This window comes from Streptomyces sp. NPDC090077 (genome assembly GCF_044747545.1).
GTDB lineage: Bacteria > Actinomycetota > Actinomycetes > Streptomycetales > Streptomycetaceae > Streptomyces.
In genome coordinates this window covers 132,048-148,331 of the sequence record NZ_JBIVEG010000020.1, presented here as the reverse complement: position 1 = coordinate 148,331, position 16,284 = coordinate 132,048, and the positions used below count along the sequence as shown (strand labels likewise).

Genomic DNA, 16,284 nt, shown 5'->3' with positions numbered 1-16,284 from the left:
CGCCTTCGGCGACCCTTGACAGGCCGTCCCGCCCCGGAAAGCCGAAAGACTGCCGGGAAACCCCCAAAGAAACGGCACGGTCCAGAGAGGGAGGGACGGGCCTCTCAGCGATGGGCGAGGGGCCGGGCCTCGGCGGGCCGGGCATCCGGGCCCCAGATCCCCGGTCCGGGGCCAGGGGCGCGGCTACCTGCACGAGAGGTTGATCAGAGCGCCCTACGGAGCACCCGAGCGCGTCAGATCGCTACGCGCTTCTCCTGGCTTGGCGTCCGACGACCGTCCGGGGCTGATGCCCGCACGAGAACACGAACAGAGCAGTGGGGGAAGCCGACAGGCGCGACAGATCGCTACGCGCTTCTCCCGGCTCGGCGTCCGCGGGCCGTCTGGGCCTGACGTATTCAGCCCCGCCGGCGTTTGAGGCGCGGGGGTCTGGGGGCGGAGCCCCCAGGAGGGGTCCGGGCGCAGCCCTGGGGGCACCTCCCAGCGGTAGCTGGGGGAGGAACGGTGGAAGGGCGGGTAGGGGACAGGCCCGCGCAGCGGCAACGCGTACCGGCCCCGCCCCGCGTCCGACGGCCGGAGGCTGTCGCAGCGGCGCGAAGCCGGGGAGGCGCCCCGGGCGCCGAGCCGCTACGCGGCGGCCGGGGTGGGGACGTCCTGTTCGGCTTCGACGGTGGCGTTCCAGTCGCGCTTGATCGCGCGCCAGCCCTCGTCCGTCTCGCCCAGGCGCCAGTACCCGGAGATCGAGAGGCGTTCGCGGGGTACCCCGCGCTCCATGCGGAGGTGGCGGCGGAGTTCCTTCACGAAGCCCGCCTCGCCGTGGACGAAGGCGTGGACGTCGGAGGAGGGGAAGGTGAGGCTGGTGACGGCTTCCAGGAGGGCCGCGCCGACCGGGCGGTCGCCGCGGTGCAGCCACACCGGGGTGATGCCGTCCGGGGTGCGGATGTCCTGGACGTCCGCCGGGCCGTCCACCTCGATGAAGGCGTGCACCCGCGCGCCCTGCGGCATCCGCTCCATGGACGCGGCGATCGCCGGCAGCGCGCTCTCGTCGCCGACGAGGAGGTGCCAGTCCGCCCGGGGGTCCGGGGCGTAGCCGCCGCCGGGGCCGAGGAAGTGGACGAGCTCGCCGGGCTGGACGCGGGCCGCCCAGGGGCCGGCCAGGCCCTCGTCCCCGTGGACCACGAAGTCGATGGTCAGTTCCAGCAGGGCCGGGTCGAAGGCGCGGACGGTGTACGCGCGCTGGCGGGGCCAGGCCTCGCGGCGGTGCGTCGCGCGGATGACGTCCATGTCCCAGGGTTCGGCGTACCGCACGCCCTCGGGTTCGAAGAGGATCTTCACGTAGTGGTCCGCGTACGCGCCCGCGCCGAAACCGGCCAGCCCGTCGCCGCCCAGCACGATGCGGACCATGTGCGGCGTCAGTCGTTCGGTGCGTACCACGACTGCGGTGCCGACGGTGCGGGCGCGTCCTTCTGCCACGGTTTCTCCCCTTACGCCTTGCGAAGCCTTACGTCTTACCAAGCTTAGGATTACCTAACTTAGCACCTCATGGGCGCAGCGCGCTGCTCAGACGTGACATCGCTCCTCCCAGACCCCACCGATGGGCGAGTGCATCGACCATTTCGGGGTGGGCGGGAGCGTGGGGGAGGGTCGGGTCGAAGGCCGGGAGGGGGGCGTCCGTGGCCACCTGGACGACCTTGGGGGCGACGGCGAGGTACGGGCGGGACTCGTCGAGGCGCTTGCGCTGGGTGGGGGTCAGCTTCGACTTCGGGTCGCCGACCGCGGCGATGATCCCGGCCAGGTCCCCGTACGCGTCCAGCAGCTTGGCCGCCGTCTTCTCGCCGATGCCCGGCACGCCCGGCAGGCCGTCGCTCGGGTCGCCCCGCAGCAGTGCGAGGTCCGCGTACCCCGGGCCGTCCACCCCGTACTTCTCGCGCAGCCAGGCCTCGTCGGTGACCTGGAGGGTCCCGACGCCCTTGATCGGGTACAGGACGCGGCGTGCGCGGGCGTCGTCCACCAGCTGGTAGAGGTCCCGGTCGCCGGTGACGATGTCCACCGGGCCGGTGGCGCGGGCGGTGAGGGTGCCGATCACGTCGTCCGCCTCGTACCCGGCGACCCCCACCCGGGCGATGCCGAACGCGTCCAGCGCCGCCTCGATGACCGGTACCTGCGGGGCCAGGGTGTCCGGGGTCTCCTCCACGTCCGGGCCGGTCTCCGTCTCCTGCGCGACCCGGTGCGCCTTGTAGGAGGGGATCAGCTCCACCCGCCAGTGCGGTCGCCAGTCGGCGTCCATGCAGGCGACGAGGTCGTCCGGCCGGTGGTCCTGCACCAGTCGGCCGATCATGTCGAGCAGCCCGCGCACGGCGTTGACGGGCGTGCCGTCGGGGGCCTTCACGGAGTCCGGCACGCCGAAGTAGGCGCGGTAGTAGAGGGAGGCGGTGTCCAGGAGCATCAGGCGTCGTGTCGTCACGCAGACGATGATGCCGCAACGCCGACGGCGCGCCGGGATCACCCGGGGTGACCTGATCGTCACTCAAACAGTTCGCCCGGCGCGCGCGTTCGCGCGCCCTCGCGGAGGGTGTGGATCACCGGCAGGGCGCCCCGCCCGTCCGGCCGTGTCCCTTCCCCCGTCCTGTGAGGGTTCCGCATGCCCCGTCGCGGAGTCGCCCGCGCCCTCGTCGCGAGCACCGTGCTGTCCCTGCTCCCCGCCGGCCCCGCCGCGGCCCACGACGGGCCGCCGGATCCCGCCGCGCCCGCCCGCCAGACCCCCGGCGAGCTGCGCGAGCGGGTCCGCCGGGAGGTGTCCCCCGCCGAGTCGCGGGGCCTGGGCCCCGAGAACGCCGAGGCGCAGGCCCGTACCCGGCTGGCGATGCTGGACGAGGCGGACCGGCCCGACGCCGCCAGGGCGGCCCGGCTGAAGTCCCTGACGGAGTCTCAGGCCAGGGCGAACGCGGGTTTCCGGCCGGAGGTCTACGGCGCGTTCACGGAGTACTTCGACTCCCCGGAGTACGGCGCGCACACCGCCCTGCTGCCGACGGGCAAGGTGCTGCTGTTCTCCTTCGAGCACACCGGAGCCGGCCACGCCTTCCTGTGGGACCCCGCGAAGGGCACCGGTGCCGGGGCGTTCACGAAGGCCACCCCGCCCCCGGCCGGCTCCTTCTTCCGGACCGGGCACGCCCTGCTGCCCAGCGGCCGCCTCGGCGTCTTCGGCGGCACCGCCGGGAGCGGGCTCTCGCTGGTCTTCGACCCGTGGACCGAGACCTGGAGCCGCGAGCAGGAGACGGCGGCGACCCGCAGGGCCGCCTTCCCGGGCGCGGCCGGGCCGCTGTGGGGGACCAGGGCCCCGGCGGTGGAACGCTTCCCCGTGCTCGGGCATCCGGTCGCGGCCGCCGGCCCCGCGTACGCCCCCGCCGCGGGCCGGGCCGGCGACAGCACCGTTCTGATGCCCGACGGGACCCTGCTCACCGCGAGCGGTGCCTACGACATCCACGACTACGCGAGCGGCCTGCTCAGCCCCGCCCCCGATCTGAGGTACCGCCAGCTGGAGCTGCGCGACACCAAGGGCGGCTGGCGGCTCGGCCCGGTGCAGCGGCTGCCGCGCGGCCACCACTCCAGTGCCCTGGTCCTGCCCGACGGCCGCGTCGTGATCACCGGTGACGAACTCCAGCAGACCGCACACGACGGGGACCTGCGGGACGGGATGCCCGGCACCATCGAGGTCTACGAGCCGCCCTACCTGTACCAGGGGCCCCGGCCCGCCCTCGACGAGGTGCCGGCCGCACCCCTCGCCCCCGGGGACCGCTTCCTGGTGCGCACCGGCACCCCGGACCGGGTGCGGCGGGCCGTGCTGCTGCCCCCGGCCGGCGCCCCGCACACCGCCCGGCCCGGCCGCGGGCCGGCCGAACTGCGCATCGAACGGCGGGAGGGCGGACTCCTCACCCTCCAGGCCCCGCCGGCGTCCTCGGCCGTCGCCCCCGGCCACCACATGCTCTTCCTCCTCGACGCGAAGGGCGTGCCCAGCGTCGCGCGCTGGATCCGGCTGACCTGACCCCCTCCTCCGCCCCCACACCCAGGAGACCCCGATGGACGACGTCCAGCCCCTCACCCCCGACCGCAGGACCGTCATCAGGGCCGGGGCGGCGGCCGCCGCCGCGCTCGCCGTGTGCCCGTACGCCGCGGGTGCGGCGACCGCGGCGACGGCGGCACCCCCGGGGGCGGCGCCCGCCCCGGCCCCCGTGCAATCCGCCGTCCTGCCGCTGCGCGCCGACCGCACCACCCAGGGCGACATCCTCGCGGGCTCCCGCAAGGACCACGCCTGCCTGCTGCTCCTGCACTTCCGCGATGCCGGACGGGCCCGGACCTGGCTCCGCGAGCTCCTGCCGGCCATCTCCACCACCGAGGAGATGGCCCGCTTCAACGCCGCCTTCAGCGCGGCCCGGCTCAAGGCGGGCGGCGCCGACCCGGACGGGCTCTCCGCCCAGTGGACCGGGCTGTCCCTGACCCACGCCGGGCTGCGGCTACTGGCCGGCCGCGAGCCCTTCCCGGCACTGCCCGCCGGCAGCACCGCCGAGGCCTTCGCGCAGGGCCCCGCCGCGCGTGCGGAGGACCTCGGCGACACCGGCGACAGCGCCCCCGGCTCCTGGCTGTTCGGCGCCGAGGGGCCCGGGCGCGCGGTGCATGCGGTGCTCAGCCTCTCCGCGGACGACCCCGCCAAGCTCACCGCGGCCGTCGCCCGCCACCGCAAGGCCCTCGGCCCGGCCGGCGGCCGGATCGTCTTCCGGCAGGACGCCGGCAAGCTCCCCGGGGCGCTGAAGGGGCACGAGCACTTCGGCTTCTCCGACGGCATCAGCCAGCCCGGCGTACGCGGCTTCCACGCCGCCGACCCGACCGACGCGACCTTCGTGAAGGGCAAGCCCGGCACCCGGCTGCTGCCGCCCGGGGAGTTCCTGATCGGACAGGAGAAGGTCGGGCAGCGGCCCGCCGGACTGCCCGCCTGGGCCACCGGTGGCTCCTTCCAGGTGGTCCGCCGGCTCGCCCAGGACGTTCCCGGCTGGTGGGCCCAGGCCCGGGAGCGGCTCGCCGAGCTGAAGAAGGCCGGGGCCGCGCCGCCGGAGGCCACCGAGACCTGGGTCGCGGCCCGCCTCGTCGGCCGCTGGCCCGGCGGCACCCCGATCGCCGGCTGCCCGCTCGCGGAGCAGCCCGCCCCGCTCGGTACCGACCCGGACGCCGCCCTGACGTACGCGGGCGACCCCGAGGGCTGGCACACCCCGCTGTTCGCGCACATCCGCAAGGGCAACCCGCGCGACGGCCTCGTCGTCGTCCCGGGCCGCCCCCCGCTGGACCCCGCCGCCCTGGACGGACGGCGGATCATCCGGCGCGGCATCCCGTACGGCCCCGCCTACGACTTCGACCGCCCGGCCGAGGAGCAGGAGGCCTCGCGCGGCCTGGTCTTCGTCGGCTACCAGGCCGACCTCGTGGAGCAGTTCGAGTTCCTGACCAAGCGGTGGATCAACGACCTCGACTTCCCGCCCGCCCGCAACCCCCGCGTGGGAGCCGACCCGGTCCTCGGCCCGGAATCCCCCGTCACCTTCGAGACCGAGGCCGCGACCGGCAGCCGCGCCACGACCCTGGGATTCGGCCGGTTCGTCCGCACCGAGGGCGCCCTCTACGCCTTCACGCCCTCGCTGCCCACCCTGCGCGCCCTGGCCGAGGGCCGGCTCGACCGATCCGTCGAGGTGCACCACGGCACCGTCCTGCGGGCCGGGGACGTCCTCGACGCGGGCAGCGTGCGCCTGGCCCTCCGGACCGACGGCGACCTCGCCCTGCTCGACTCCGGCGGCACCCTCCTGTGGAGCGCGGGCACCGAGGGCGCCGGGAACCAGGCCGTCTTCTCCGCCGACGGCGAGCTGACCGTACGCACGGCCGAGGGCTCGAACCTGTGGAGCAGCGGCACCGCGGGCCACCCCGCCGCCCGGCTGCTGGTCCGCCCCTCCGGTGACGTGGTGGTCCTCGACGGCAACCGCGTGCTGTGGCGCGCGGGCGGAGGGCACGTAGGGTAACCGGGCAACGACGGGAATCCACCGGGTCGCGGCCCGGTGGGCTCTTGCACGCGAATCCGGGGGCGGTTGCTGCGTAAGGTGCTTACAGCACACCGAAGTGCGACGAGGACGTGGGGAGGGCAGCCCCGACATGAACGGCAAGGAAGACGGAAGCATCGAGGACGCCACGGACGGCAGGGAGTACGCGCCCGCGCGGGCGGGCGCGACCGATGCCAACGACAAGGAGAAGGACTCCAAGGAGCCGCTGCGGGTGGGCGTCGCCGTGCGCAAACGGCGCCGGGCGCTGCACCTGACCCTCGCCGCCGTGTCGGCGCGCAGCGGCCTGTCCGTCCCCTTCCTGAGCCAGATAGAGAACGAGCGGGCCCGCCCCAGCATGCGTTCGCTGGAGCGGGTCGCCGACGCGCTGGAGACCACGGCCGTGGACCTGCTGGCCGCCTCCGACACCGCGCGGACCGTGGACCTCGTCCGCGCCGACGAGTCCGGCTTCACGCCCGTCATGGGAGTACGGCCCCTCGTCCGCGGCCACCACCAGCTGCACGCGCTGGAGTTCACCGGCGACCAGGACGCCGGCCGCGAGTACCAGCACCGCAACGACGAGCTGATGTACGTGGTCTCCGGTGCCTGCCAGGTGGAGGCCGAGGGACGGGCGTACCGGCTGGAGAGCGGCGACGCCCTGTTCCTGTCGGGCGGGGTGCGCCACCGCTGGCGGGCCGTCACCGAGGACACCCGGCTGCTGGTCGTCGCCGTCGGCGACCACATCCACGCCACCTCCGAGCCGCCCTCCCCGGGGCGCTGAGCCGGTGCGCGTCGTCTCGCTCGTGCCCTCCCTGACCGAGGCGGTGGCCGTCAGCGCGCCGGGTGCGCTGGTGGGGGCCACCGACTGGTGCACGCACCCCGCGGACCTCGGGGGCGCGGTGCGGATCGGGGGCACGAAGAACCCGGACGTACGCGCGGTCGTGGAGCTGCGCCCCGACCTGGTGGTCGCCAACGAGGAGGAGAACCGGGCCCCCGACCTGGCGGCGCTGCGCGCGGCCGGGCTGGAGGTGCTGGTCACCGAGATCCGGGACCTCCCGCAGGCCTTCGCCGAACTGGACCGGTTGCTGGTGGCGGCGCTGGGGCTGGCGCGGCCCGAGTGGCTGGACCGGGCCGAGGAGGCCTGGGCGGCGGTGGAACCCGTCGGGGACCTGACCGCCTTCGTGCCGATCTGGCGGCGGCCCTGGATGGTGCTGGGCCGGGACACCTTCGCGGGCGACCTGCTGGCCCGCCTCGGGGTGCGCAACGTCTACGCCGGGCACCCGGAGCGGTACCCGAAGGTGCCGCTCGCCGAACTGGCGGCGAGCGGCTGCGATCTGGTGGTGCTCCCGGACGAGCCGTACGCCTTCTCCGCCGACGACGGCCCGGAGGCCTTTCCCGGCCTCCGGGCCGCTCTCGTCAGCGGACGCCACCTGACCTGGTACGGGCCTTCGCTGGCCGAGGCCCCGGCGGTGCTGGGGGCGGCGATCAGGCGGTCTTCGGCAGCAGCCGGCCGCTGAACAGCCCGCGCAGGGTGTGGGCGGCGGCCAGCAGCCAGGCGGTGACCAGGCCGAGGAACAGGGCGGTGGCCAGCCAGGCGAAGGCGTCCAGCCCGGTGTGGCGGGCCAGCCCGGCGGCGCCGGTGACGCAGGTGCCGACGGGGAAGGTCAGCGCCCACCAGGTCATCGCGAAGCCCATGCCGTTCCGGGCGGCCCGGACCAGCATCGAGGCGGCCAGGGCCAGCCACAGCAGGGCGAAGCCCATCACGGGCACCCCGTAGACCACGGCGAAGGCGCCGAGGGCGTGGGCGTAGGAGGCGTCGATGGCCCCGGGGGCCACGTCGGCGAGCTGGTTCACGGCGGTGGTGGACTGGCCGAGGGGGCCGAGGACCAGGAACAGCGCGGGGGTCAGTGCCAGGGGCAGGGGGCCGCTGACGATCAGCCGGCCGAAGACCAGGGGGAGCAGCAGCAGGGTGGCCATCAGGCTCACGCCGAACATCGCGTAGCAGGCGAGGAGCATGGCCTCGCGGGGCTGCCCGGCGGGCAGGTGGGGGACGAGCAGGGGGCCGACGGCGGCGGAGACCATGGGGGAGACCACGGGCAGCAGCCAGACGGGGGAGGCCTGGGAGGCCTCGACCTTGTGCCGCACCACCATCAGGTAGGGCACGACGACGGCCCCGACCAGCCCGATCAGCGTCCCGGCGGTGAACAGCGCGGTGTCGACGGCTATGGCGGCGCCGGTCCCGATCAGGTCCTTGCCGACGATCAGGGTGCCGCCGCCGACGGCCAGCAGGGCCATCGCCAGGCAGCCGTAGAAGGGGGCCACGGCCGGGTCGAGGAGGTGGGCGCGGGCCTGGTCGCGGTGGTGCAGCCAGTGCCCGGCGCGGGCGGTCAGCAGCACGGCGAGGGCCACGGCGGACAGCGCCCAGACGAGCTGGCAGGCCACGCGCTGGCCCGGGAGCTGGTAGGGGAGGGTGGCTCCCGCGTTCGCGATGATGGCCGTGCCCATGACGGAGGCGTACCAGTTGGGGCCGAGGTGGCGCAGCGCAGGGGCCTTGTGGGTCCGGGGCGCGGGTTCTGTGACGGTGCGGGGTCGCACGAGGGTGGTGGCCATGGGTCCAGCGTCCCGGCGGGCCGGGCCGTACGGCAGAGGCCGCACGTCTATAAGGCCATAAACTGATGTTATGGCTAACGAGGAGACGGTTCCGCTCGCACACCGCGTGCCGGACCTGGGAGCGCTGGAGCTGCTGCTCACGGTGGCCCGGGTCGGCAGCCTGAGCGGCGCCGCCCGGCACCTGGGCATCACGCAGCCGGCGGCGAGCAGCCGCATCCGGGCGATGGAGGCCCGGCTCGGCGTGGCCCTGGTGGACCGCTCCCCGCGCGGCTCGACCCTCACGGCGGAGGGGGCGCTCGTCACGGACTGGGCCCGGCGGGTGGTGGAGGCCGCCGAGGCCTTCGACGCGGGCGCGCAGGCGCTGCGCGGGCGGCGGGACTCGCGGCTGCGGGTGGCCGCCAGCATGACCATCGCCGAGTACCTGCTGCCGGGCTGGCTGATCGCCCTGCGCGGGGAGCGCCCCGACACGGCGGTCTCGCTGCACGCCGGGAACTCGGCGGACGTGGCCCAGCGGGTCCTGACCCACGAGGCGGACCTCGGCTTCGTGGAGGGGCTCAGCGTCCCGGACGGGCTGGACTCCGCCGTCATCGCGCAGGACCGCCTGGTGGTGGCGGTGGCCCCGCACCACCCCTGGGCGCGGCGCTCGAAGGGGGTGGAGGCGGCGGAGCTGGCCTCGGCCCCGCTGATCCTGCGCGAACGCGGCTCCGGCACCCGGCAGGTGCTGGACGCCGCTCTGGCCCCGTCCGGGGGGCTGGCCCTGCCGCTGCTGGAGCTGGCCTCGACCACCGCCGTCAAGGCGGCCGCGCTCAGCGGTGCCGGGCCGTGCGTCCTGTCGGAGCTGGCCCTGGGCGAGGAACTGGCGGCCCGCCGCCTGGTGGAGGTCCCGGTCCCGGACGCGGCCCTGTCCCGGGCCCTGCGCGCGGTCTGGCCCACGGGCGCCCGGCCGGCGGGGCCGGCGCGGGACCTGCTGTCGCTGACGCGGCGGCGGGCGTAGGCCGTCCGGGTGAGGGCGGATCGATTCGGCGCGGGTCGGACGGTGACCCGGGCCGGGCCTTCGGGAGGGTGACGCCTGCACGTTGTCGCCCGTCGTGAAGGGAACCACCCCCCATGCGTCTTCGCCAAGCAGCCGTCGCCGTTTTCGGCGCCGTCACGCTCCTGGTGACCGTCCCGTCCTCCTCCTCCGCCGCCACGGGGATCTTCGAGTACGCGTACGTCGCCCCGGACGGCACCACAAAGTGGGCGAAGATGGACGACCCGGCGGGCGGCGAGTGCGAGAACTTCCCCGAGGCCGCCGACCCGAACGCCAGCGAGCCCGCGCACTCGCCGCGCAACCGGACCACCGCGTCGGCCACGGTGTTCACCGAAACTGATTGCGAGGGCGACTGGTTCGTGCTGAAGCCGCTCACGGGCCAGGGCACGGAGGCGATGAAGATCCGGTCGGTCAACTTCGACAGCTGATCCCACCGGGAAGCCGGGGCGCCGGGGGATCCGGCTCCCCGGCTCAGTCCCGTGCCTTGAGCGTCTTCGTCAGCAGGGCGCCCGCCACGATCAGGGCCACGCCCAGCCACCACGCGCCGCCGTCGAAGACCAGCACCGCGATGCCGATCGGCACCAGCAGCCCCGCCAGCGGCAGCAGCAGCGAGGCACGCCCGGGCCCGGGGGTCCCGGCGGCGCGGGCGCGGACCACGTCCGGGTACCAGGCGGTGAACCGCAGCGCCGCGACCAGGGCCAGGATCGGGATGATCCAGGACGTCCAGATGTTGTCGGGGGTGCGCAGCACCAGGTCCCCGAAGCCGCCCGCCAGGGCCGTGACCAGGAAGGCCAGCCCCCACACCCCGGTGATCGCGTAGTTGGTGCGGAGGAAGGCGGGCGAGTTCCACACCGAGGGGTCGGTCTGCTCGCGGGCGTACTGGAGCGTGAACGGCGTCCCCACCGCCATCGAGCCGAAGGCGATCGCCGTCAGGGTGAGGCTCGCGACCTCGCCCGCGTACGTCTCCAGCCAGCGCAGGGTCCCGTCGCTCGCGAGGGCGCCCACGACGGCCAGCGCGGCGAAGAACACCACGTCGGCCACTTCCAGCAGCTTCCAGGAGCTGCCCCGGTGCACGAGCCGGCCCACGAGGACCAGGAGGAGGGCCGAGGCCAGGGAGATCCCGACCGCGATCTCGAACCGTCCCGGGCCGACCAGCAGGGAGAACAGGATCCACGGCGCCATCCCGACGACCGGGTTCTCCAGGAACCCCGCCACCGGGCCGGAGGCCGTGCCGTACGCCTCGGTCCGCATCCTCCCAGCGTGCGCGCCGCCGCCGCGGGGAGCCATTCGGGCGGGCGGGTGGGCCGATGGTGTGGGGGACGCTGACACGACGCCGGAACCGCATATGCCGAACGCGGAAAGTGATTGTCTGATCGATGAAAGGTCACGCAAGGTGACCACGGTCTGATCGGAGTGTCATGTTCCGTCGTACCCTCGGAGCCGCGTCGGCCTTCGCCCTGCTGGCGGCGGGAGCCGGCCTGCTGGCGGCACCCGCGGCCCACGCGGCCGCCCCGGCCCCCTGCGGCACCAGCGTCTCCGACTTCACGGGCGTCTCGACCAAGGACACCCCGTTCGTCGGGAAGATCGTCATCCCCGACGCCGGCTTCGACGACCGCGAGATCACGCTCTCACCCGTCAGCGCGAACTCCAGCCTGCTCAAGGTGGAGATCAAGATCTCGGACAGCGAGACCACCTCGGTCACCGGGAACTTCACGCTCCGGGTCAACCCGCTCAACCACGGCACGCTCAACTTCCCCACCTACACGGGCGGGATCGGCAGGGTCACGGACGTGGCCTGCTCCAACAGCCTGCTCAACCCCAGCCGGGTCACCACCATCACCGGCACCGTGACCACCACCGGTGTGGAGAAGTCCCCGGGCGTACTGAAGACGCTCAACTTCACCGCCAGCCGCCTCTGACGTCACCCGGGCGGGGGACCCCTACGGGGCCCCGGCGCAGAGGCGCCGGGGCCCCGTAGGGGCGGGGCGGGTCAGCCCACCGGCACCGCGACCGCGCTGCGCTCGTTGGCCGCCTCGATGAGCGAGGACATCACCCGGGTGTCCTTGTCCCGCTCCGGGTGCCACTGGACGCCCAGCACGTAGCGGGAGCGGTCCGGGTCCTCGATCGCCTCGACCGTGCCGTCGTCCGCGTACGCCGAGACGACGAGGCCGCGCCCGACGACGTCCACGGCCTGGTGGTGGTAGGTCGGGACCTCCGCCTTCTCCGGGACCAGCTCCGCGTAGCGGGTGCCCGCCACCGGGGTGACGGGGTGCCAGGAGGTGACGCCCGGGGTGTGGACGTGGCCGTCGATGTGCTGGATGAGGGTCCCGCCCAGGGCGACGTTCAGGGCCTGCATGCCCCGGCAGATCCCCAGGACGGGCAGGTCGGCGTCCAGGGCGGCCCCGATCAGGGCGAGTTCCCACTCGTCGCGGACCGTGGCGGGAGGACCCGTACGGGGGTCGCGCGCGGCGCCGTAGCGGACCGGGTCCACGTCCGGGCCGCCCGAGACGATCAGCCCGTCCAGCCGGCCCAGCACCTCCGCCGCCCGCTCCGGTTCGTCCGGCGGCAGCAGGACGGCCGCGCCGCCGGCCGCCTGGACGAGCTCGTAGTACCCGGAGGGCACGAGCGACGTGGGGAGGTCCCACACGTTGTAACGGGTGGATTCCTCCACGTAGGTGGTGATGCCGATGAGCGGCCTGGGCACGGATTACCTCCAGGTTGGTGCCGTATCAAGGGGCGGGACAAGGGTCTCAGTCGCGGGTCAACTCCGCCTCGGCTTCCGCCAGCGCGGCGGCTTCTTCCTCAGGTGCGTTGGCCACGAGGTGGTGCCGACTGTAGAAGGCGAAGTAGGCGAGAGCGACGGCGTACACGGCGAGTGCGATGAGTGCCGCGTCCTTGTCCACCAGGAAGGTGGCGACGAGGGCCGAAAGGGCGAGCACGAACGCGACGGAGGAGGTCAGGACGCCTCCGGGGGTGCGGTACGGCCGGTCCAGGCCGGGCTCGCGGCGGCGCAGCACGATGTGCGAGAGGGCCATCAGGGCGTACGAGATGGTCGCCCCGAACACCGCGATGTTCAGCATGCGCGCGCCGTTGCCGGTGGCCGCCGCGAGGGCGAAACCGATGGCGCCCGGAATCACCAGTCCGAGGTACGGGGCCTTGCGCTTGGAGGTGAGGGAGAGGAAGCGCGGCAGGTAGCCGGCCCGGGAGAGGGCGAAGAGCTGGCGCGAGCCCGCGTAGATGAGGGAGAAGAAGGAGGCGACCAGCCCGGCGAGCCCTGCGTAGTTGACGAAGCGGCTGAGCGCGGTGGGTCCGCCGTCCCCCTCCAGCGCGACGACGAGGGGGTTGCCCGCGGTCTTCACGGCGTCGGCGCCCTGGGCGCCGGTGGCGGCGAAGAAGGTGATCAGGGCGAGCAGGGCGAGGACGCCCATCGAGATGGCGAGGGCCTTCGGCATCGAGCGGACCGGGTCCTTGGCCTCCTCGGCGGCCAGCGGCACGCCCTCGACGCCGAGGAAGAACCACATGCCGAAGGGGAAGGCGGCCCAGATGCCGAGGACGCCGAAGGGCAGCCAGGAACTGGAGCCGAAGGCGCTGGTGTCCACGGCGATGTTGTCCAGGTTGCCCGCGTCGAACTCGGTGAGCGCGCCGAGCGCGAAGATCAGCAGGGCGGCGACGGCGACGGCGGTGACGACGAGGCTGAAGCGCAGCGCCTCGCCCACGCCCCACAGGTGCACGCCGATGAAGATCACGAAGCAGCCGAGGTAGACCGGCCAGCTGGAGGTCAGCCCGAACAGGCCGAGCGATTCGACGTAGTCGCCGATGAAGATGACGATCGCCGCCGGGGCCAGGACGTACTCGATGAGGATGGCGGTACCGGTGAGGAAGCCGCCCCAGGGGCCGAGGGCGCGGCGGGCGAAGCCGTAGCCGCCGCCCGCCGTCGGCAGGATCGTGGACAGCTCGGCGAGGGAGAAGACCAGGCAGGCGTACATGGTGCCCATGAGGACGGTGGCGATGGCCAGACCGCCGAAGCCGCCCTTGTCCAGGCCCACGTTCCAGCCGGAGAAGTCGCCGGAGACGACGTACGCGACGCCGAGACCGGTCAGCAGCAGCCAGCCGGCGCTGCCGCGGCGCAGGGTCCGGCGCTCCAGGTACTCCGCGTCGGCGTCGCCCTTCGCGGCGGGTGGTGCGGATACGGGCACGGGTGCGATGTCGTCGGCCATGTGCGCTCCTGCCTAGGGCAATGGTTGTGAGGCGTACCTTTGCGTCAAGGGTGTGGAACGCGCAAGACCCCTGCGTTAAACACGGGTTACGAAAACCTCCCCGCCCCCACCGGCACCACCCGCCCCTCCTGCCCCGTCCGCCCCGCCCGTACTCGCTACGCCCTACGCCCTATGCCAGGAATCCCCGCAGCAGCGCCGCCGTGCCGCAGCAGTGCTCGCGCATCACCGCCCGGGCCGCCTCCGCGTCGCGCTCCAGCACCGCGTCCACCAGCACCGTGTGCTGCTGCTGCGAGTGCTCCAGGTTGCGCACCAGCAGCGGGATGCAGTCCAGCAGGTCGTTCACGGTGGCCCGGACGGCCGCGTACTGGGCCGTCAGGGTGGCGGAGCCGGCCAGCTCGCACAGGGTGAGGTGGAAGAGGGTGTCCTGACGGCGGTACTCGGAGAGCGGGGCGTCGTGGGTGGCCGCCAGCGCCGCCAGCAGCCGCCCGGCCTGTTCCTCCGACAGCCCCTGCGAGGCGCACAGCCCGGCCGCGCCCACCTCCAGCACCTCGCGGAAGCGCAGCACGTCCTCGATGTCCACCCCGCTCACGCGCCGCCGCAGCTCCTCCTCGGCGCCGCCGGCCGGGGTGTCGGGGCGGGCCAGCACGAAGGTCCCGCCGTACCGGCCGCGCCGGGCCTCCACCAGGCCCTGGTCCTGGAGCACCTTGAGCACCTCGCGCAGGGTGACCCGGCTGATCCCCATCCGCTCCGCCAACTCCCGCTCGGGAGGGAGCCGTTCCCCGCCCGGCACCAGGCCCAGCCGGACCACCTGGAGGATCTGCTCCAGGGCCTCCTCGAAACCGTTGCCCGCCCGCACCTGCCGCAGCACGGGATTCAGCCGCGCGATCGCGCCGGCGCCGCTCTCCGTGTCGGTCATCTCGGTTCCTCCCCTTCCCAAGCAATGGTTCTATTCAATACCTTAGGCCTCCTCGGCTCACCGAAGGAGAGATTCCAGTGGTAGACCGCATGCCGCCGCTCGCGCCCGAGGAGCTCCGTGCCCTCGTCGCGAGCGGTGAGATCGACACAGTCGTCCTGGCCTTCCCCGACATGCAGGGACGTCTTCAGGGCAAGCGGTTCGCCGCACAGTTCTTCCTCGACGAGGTACTCGCCCACGGCACCGAGGGCTGCAACTACCTCCTCGCCGTCGACACCGACATGAACACCGTCGACGGCTACGAGATGTCCTCCTGGGACCGGGGCTACGGCGACTTCGCCATGCACCCCGACACCGCCACCCTGCGCCGCATCCCCTGGAACCCCGGCAGCGCCTTCATCATGGCCGACCTGGCCTGGAACGACCGCTCCCCGGTCGTCGCCGCCCCCCGCCAGATCCTGCGCCGCCAGCTGGAACGCCTCGGCGAACTCGGCTACACCGCCATGGTCGGCACCGAGCTGGAGTTCATGGTCTTCCAGGACACCTACGAACAGGCCTGGAACACCAACTACCGCGGCCTGACCCCCGCCAACCAGTACAACATCGACTACTCCGTCCTCGGCACCGGCCGCGTCGAGCCCCTCCTGCGCCGCATCCGCAACGAGATGCAGGCCGCCGGCCTGGTCGTCGAGTCCGCCAAGGGCGAGTGCAACCTCGGCCAGCACGAGATCGCCTTCCGCTACGACGAGGCGCTCACCACCTGCGACCAGCACGCCGTCTACAAGACCGGCGCCAAGGAGATCGCGGCCCAGGAGGGCGTCTCGCTCACCTTCATGGCCAAGTACGACGAGCGCGAGGGCAACTCCTGTCACATCCACCTCTCGCTCACCGACTCCGACGGACACAACGTGATGGCCGGGGACGGACCGGACGGAATGTCCCCGGTGATGCGGCACTTCCTGGCCGGCCAGCTGGCCGCGCTGCGCGACTTCTCCCTTCTCTACGCCCCCAACATCAATTCGTACAAGCGTTTCCGGCCGGGATCCTTCGCCCCGACCGCCGTCGCCTGGGGCGTGGACAACCGGACCTGCGCGCTCCGAGTCGTCGGCCACGGCCGCTCCACCCGCTTCGAGAACCGCCTCCCCGGCGGCGACGTCAACCCCTACCTCGCCGTCGCGGGCCTGGTCGCGGCGGGCCTCTACGGCATCGAGAACCGCCTGGAGCTGCCCGAGGCCTGCTCCGGCAACGCCTACACCGCCGACTACGCCCACGTCCCCGCCACCCTGCGCGAGGCCGCGGAACTCTGGGAGAACAGCGAGATCGCCAAGGCCGCCTTCGGCCCCGAGGTCGTCGCCCACTACCGCAACATGGCCCGCGTCGAACTCGACGCCTACGACTCCGCGGTCACCGACTGGGAGCTGCGCCGCTCCTTCGAACGCCTGTAGGTCC

The 16,284-nt window shown here is 73.7% G+C and carries 15 protein-coding genes; 8 read left to right on the top strand and 7 right to left on the bottom strand.

Going from position 1 to position 16,284, the window contains the following annotated elements:
- Positions 1-624: 624 nt before the first annotated feature.
- Both ACIPW5_RS28160 and ACIPW5_RS28155 read right to left on the bottom strand, forming a co-directional pair.
- On the bottom strand, positions 625-1,470 hold the full coding sequence (locus tag ACIPW5_RS28160; protein WP_401250480.1) for a siderophore-interacting protein: 846 nt from the start codon (positions 1,468-1,470) through the stop codon (positions 625-627).
- A 67-nt stretch (positions 1,471-1,537) separates the two neighbouring features.
- Entirely contained in the window at positions 1,538-2,443 is a 906-nt protein-coding gene (locus tag ACIPW5_RS28155) for a 5'-3' exonuclease H3TH domain-containing protein (RefSeq protein ID WP_401250509.1), read from the bottom strand.
- A gap of 195 nt (positions 2,444-2,638) precedes the next feature.
- On the opposite strand from ACIPW5_RS28155, the gene ACIPW5_RS28150 reads away from it, so the two are divergent.
- The 4 genes from ACIPW5_RS28150 to ACIPW5_RS28135 all read left to right on the top strand — a co-directional run bounded on the left by ACIPW5_RS28150 (position 2,639) and on the right by ACIPW5_RS28135 (position 7,582).
- Entirely contained in the window at positions 2,639-4,039 is a 1,401-nt protein-coding gene (locus ACIPW5_RS28150; protein ID WP_401250478.1) for a galactose oxidase-like domain-containing protein, read from the top strand.
- Positions 4,040-4,073: 34 nt separating this feature from the next.
- The gene (locus tag ACIPW5_RS28145) at positions 4,074-6,050 is read left to right on the top strand and encodes a peroxidase (RefSeq protein ID WP_401250475.1); all 1,977 of its coding nucleotides are present in this window, start codon (positions 4,074-4,076) and stop codon (positions 6,048-6,050) included.
- A gap of 250 nt (positions 6,051-6,300) precedes the next feature.
- Positions 6,301-6,846, top strand: coding sequence for a helix-turn-helix domain-containing protein (locus tag ACIPW5_RS28140; protein ID WP_401250506.1), 546 nt, complete (start codon positions 6,301-6,303; stop codon positions 6,844-6,846).
- A gap of 4 nt (positions 6,847-6,850) precedes the next feature.
- Entirely contained in the window at positions 6,851-7,582 is a 732-nt protein-coding gene (locus ACIPW5_RS28135; protein ID WP_401250472.1) for a helical backbone metal receptor, read from the top strand.
- On the opposite strand, the gene ACIPW5_RS28130 is transcribed toward ACIPW5_RS28135, so the two are convergent.
- The gene (locus ACIPW5_RS28130; RefSeq protein ID WP_401250470.1) at positions 7,551-8,675 is read right to left on the bottom strand and encodes a TDT family transporter; all 1,125 of its coding nucleotides are present in this window, start codon (positions 8,673-8,675) and stop codon (positions 7,551-7,553) included. The two genes, ACIPW5_RS28135 and ACIPW5_RS28130, sit on opposite strands and share 32 nt — an antisense overlap.
- 70 nt (positions 8,676-8,745) lie before the next feature.
- Between ACIPW5_RS28130 and ACIPW5_RS28125 the strand changes: the two genes are divergently transcribed.
- Together ACIPW5_RS28125 and ACIPW5_RS28120 are read left to right on the top strand one after the other, a co-directional pair.
- Positions 8,746-9,669 (top strand): LysR family transcriptional regulator, encoded by a 924-nt coding sequence (locus tag ACIPW5_RS28125; RefSeq protein WP_401250467.1) that lies wholly within the window; start codon positions 8,746-8,748, stop codon positions 9,667-9,669.
- A 113-nt stretch (positions 9,670-9,782) separates the two neighbouring features.
- Entirely contained in the window at positions 9,783-10,133 is a 351-nt protein-coding gene (locus ACIPW5_RS28120) for a hypothetical protein (protein ID WP_401250464.1), read from the top strand.
- 43 nt (positions 10,134-10,176) lie between these two features.
- Here ACIPW5_RS28120 and ACIPW5_RS28115 read toward each other — a convergent pair whose 3' ends face one another.
- On the bottom strand, positions 10,177-10,956 hold the full coding sequence (locus ACIPW5_RS28115; RefSeq protein WP_401250462.1) for a hypothetical protein: 780 nt from the start codon (positions 10,954-10,956) through the stop codon (positions 10,177-10,179).
- A gap of 167 nt (positions 10,957-11,123) precedes the next feature.
- Between ACIPW5_RS28115 and ACIPW5_RS28110 the strand changes: the two genes are divergently transcribed.
- The gene (locus ACIPW5_RS28110) at positions 11,124-11,624 is read left to right on the top strand and encodes a hypothetical protein (RefSeq protein WP_401250459.1); all 501 of its coding nucleotides are present in this window, start codon (positions 11,124-11,126) and stop codon (positions 11,622-11,624) included.
- 71 nt (positions 11,625-11,695) lie between these two features.
- Here the strand turns inward: ACIPW5_RS28110 and ACIPW5_RS28105 are convergent, their stop codons facing one another.
- The 3 genes from ACIPW5_RS28105 to ACIPW5_RS28095 all read right to left on the bottom strand — a co-directional run bounded on the left by ACIPW5_RS28105 (position 11,696) and on the right by ACIPW5_RS28095 (position 14,838).
- Positions 11,696-12,409, bottom strand: a complete 714-nt coding sequence (locus ACIPW5_RS28105) for a gamma-glutamyl-gamma-aminobutyrate hydrolase family protein (protein WP_401250456.1) — start codon at positions 12,407-12,409, stop codon at positions 11,696-11,698.
- Between the two features lie 46 nt (positions 12,410-12,455).
- Positions 12,456-13,922 carry an ethanolamine permease gene (eat, locus tag ACIPW5_RS28100; protein WP_401250454.1) on the bottom strand — a complete coding sequence of 489 codons (1,467 nt, stop codon included), beginning with the start codon at positions 13,920-13,922 and terminating at the stop codon, positions 12,456-12,458.
- A 169-nt stretch (positions 13,923-14,091) separates the two neighbouring features.
- Positions 14,092-14,838 (bottom strand): FadR/GntR family transcriptional regulator, encoded by a 747-nt coding sequence (locus tag ACIPW5_RS28095; protein ID WP_401250451.1) that lies wholly within the window; start codon positions 14,836-14,838, stop codon positions 14,092-14,094.
- 77 nt (positions 14,839-14,915) lie between these two features.
- Between ACIPW5_RS28095 and ACIPW5_RS28090 the strand changes: the two genes are divergently transcribed.
- A complete protein-coding gene (locus ACIPW5_RS28090) occupies positions 14,916-16,280 on the top strand; it encodes a glutamine synthetase family protein (RefSeq protein ID WP_401250448.1) in 1,365 nt (454 codons plus the stop codon).
- The last annotated feature ends 4 nt before the right edge of the window (positions 16,281-16,284 follow it).

Coding starts and splice junctions, on each gene's coding strand:
- ACIPW5_RS28155 (WP_401250509.1), bottom strand. CDS start 2,443: ATGCTCCTGGACACCGCCTCCCTCTACTACCGCGCCTACTTCGGCGTG.
- ACIPW5_RS28150 (WP_401250478.1), top strand. CDS start 2,639: ATGCCCCGTCGCGGAGTCGCCCGCGCCCTCGTCGCGAGCACCGTGCTG.
- ACIPW5_RS28145 (WP_401250475.1), top strand. CDS start 4,074: ATGGACGACGTCCAGCCCCTCACCCCCGACCGCAGGACCGTCATCAGG.
- ACIPW5_RS28130 (WP_401250470.1), bottom strand. CDS start 8,675: ATGGCCACCACCCTCGTGCGACCCCGCACCGTCACAGAACCCGCGCCC.
- ACIPW5_RS28125 (WP_401250467.1), top strand. CDS start 8,746: ATGGCTAACGAGGAGACGGTTCCGCTCGCACACCGCGTGCCGGACCTG.
- ACIPW5_RS28120 (WP_401250464.1), top strand. CDS start 9,783: ATGCGTCTTCGCCAAGCAGCCGTCGCCGTTTTCGGCGCCGTCACGCTC.
- ACIPW5_RS28115 (WP_401250462.1), bottom strand. CDS start 10,956: ATGCGGACCGAGGCGTACGGCACGGCCTCCGGCCCGGTGGCGGGGTTC.
- ACIPW5_RS28110 (WP_401250459.1), top strand. CDS start 11,124: ATGTTCCGTCGTACCCTCGGAGCCGCGTCGGCCTTCGCCCTGCTGGCG.
- eat (WP_401250454.1), bottom strand. CDS start 13,922: ATGGCCGACGACATCGCACCCGTGCCCGTATCCGCACCACCCGCCGCG.
- ACIPW5_RS28095 (WP_401250451.1), bottom strand. CDS start 14,838: ATGACCGACACGGAGAGCGGCGCCGGCGCGATCGCGCGGCTGAATCCC.